General features: G+C 77.2%; 2 protein-coding genes and 1 pseudogene. 2 read left to right on the top strand and 1 reads right to left on the bottom strand.

Annotated features, from left to right (window positions below; translation table 11 throughout):
* Positions 1-21 precede the first annotated feature (21 nt).
* Positions 22-531: a DUF6912 family protein gene (locus ACFUEL_RS39510; protein ID WP_380243024.1), complete on the bottom strand. Its 510-nt coding sequence runs from the start codon at positions 529-531 to the stop codon at positions 22-24.
* A gap of 330 nt (positions 532-861) precedes the next feature.
* Here ACFUEL_RS39510 and ACFUEL_RS39505 point away from each other — a divergent pair, with 330 nt between their 5' ends.
* Positions 862-1,392 (top strand): Rv3235 family protein, encoded by a 531-nt coding sequence (locus tag ACFUEL_RS39505; protein WP_380243022.1) that lies wholly within the window; start codon positions 862-864, stop codon positions 1,390-1,392.
* Positions 1,393-1,402: 10 nt separating this feature from the next.
* Positions 1,403-1,586, top strand: a pseudogene (locus ACFUEL_RS39500) (siderophore-interacting protein); the annotation flags it as partial.

Below are 1,586 nucleotides of genomic sequence, written 5' to 3'. Positions count from 1 at the left end.
GGGTCTTCGGGGCGTGCGGGGTCAGGCGATCAGGCCGGGGATCTCCTGGACGGCGTACCAGAGCAGTTCGTGGTCCTCCGCGCCGTCCACCGTGAACTGGGCGTCCTGGTCGCCGCCGTCCGCGGCGGTGATCGCCCCGGCGGCGGCGCCGATGTCGGCCAGCACGTCCGCGTCGGTGTCGTCGGCGTGCACCGCGGCGGCCTTGGCCAGCCGGACCGGCCCGGCCAGCACGACCCGGCCGAGCGACGCCTGGTCCTGGTACTCGTCGCCGGGGAACGGCGCCACCGCCGAGTCGGCGATCTCGACGGCGAGGACCACCCGGCGGCGCGGTGCGTCCGGGTCGGCGGCCAGCAGGCGGACCGAGGAGAGCGCCGCCCGGTTCAGGGCCGCGTACTCCAGTTCCTCGAGGTCGTCGCTGACGTACCACTCGCGCAGCGCGGGCGTCACCGCGTACGCGACGCTCTGCTCCAGGACGCCCTCGGGGTGCGCCACCGCCAGGTCGTTCAACGTGGTCGGCACGTACACACGCATCGGGGCACCCTTCTGACGGTCTCACTGTGCGACGGGTCAAGAATACGCAGCCCGCCGGACCGTCCGCGATGCCCTGCCCGCCGCCCGGCCCGTGCGCCGATCAGGTCACCCCCGGCGTCCCCCTACGGGCCGTTCCGGGGGCCGACCCGCCGTCAACTTCCGCCCCCGCACCCGGCCACCCCGCCCCGGCGGCTACCGGGCCGCCACCCGTACGGGTGGTTTTCCGGGGGCCGCCGCACCCCGGGAAACCCCCTTGGAGCGGTCTTCGCCCGCCCTGTACCAAAGGCCCTGTCCGCCGCCACCGGCACCCACCCCACCGAGAGGGCCACCATGACCGAGCAGCTCACCCGGACGCCCGGCCCGCTGATCCGCCCGCTGGTCCACCCGCTGGTGCGCCCCGCGTCCGGCGCCCGCCGCCCGGTCCGCCACCCGCACCCGGAGCCGCACCCGGGCCCGCGCACCGCGCGCAGCCCGCGCGCGGCCTGTGACGGCTCCGGCCCGCCGCGCCGGCCGGGGCAGGCCGCCCCGAGCAGCACCGGCCACGCCGACCTCGCCGGACGTTTCGCGCACCGGCTGGTGGAGGTGCTGTGCGGGGCCCGCCCGGTGCACCAGTTGCAGCGGCACACCACGCTGCCGGGCTTCCACCAGCTCGCCGCGCTGGTGCGGAGCGGCCCGCTGCGCCCGCGCGGCCGGGTGCTGCGTCCGCGGCTGGGCCGGGTGCACGACTGCGCGCCGGGTCCGGGCGCGGTGGAGGCGTGCGTGCGGGTCGAGCTGGGGCCGCGGCACCACGTGCTGGCGTTCCGCCTGGAGCGGCACACCCGCACCGGCCAGTGGCAGTGCGCCGCGGTGGAGACCAGGTGACCGCCGGAGACCGGGTGGCGGTTACGCCCCGCAGGCCTCGGCCGGCTGGCACCTGCTGGTGGGCGACGAGAGCGCGCTGCCCGCGATCGCCGCGTCGCTGGAGCAGATGCCCCAGGGTGCGCGGGTGCACGCGTTCGTGGAGGTGCCGGACGCCTCCGAGGAGCAGAAGCTGGTGGCGCCGGACGGTGTCTCGG

This window comes from Kitasatospora sp. NPDC057198 (genome assembly GCF_042670125.1).
Classification (GTDB): Bacteria; Actinomycetota; Actinomycetes; order Streptomycetales; family Streptomycetaceae; genus Kitasatospora.
Note: the sequence above shows the minus strand (reverse complement) of the source record. Positions and strands in the feature narration are given on the sequence as shown.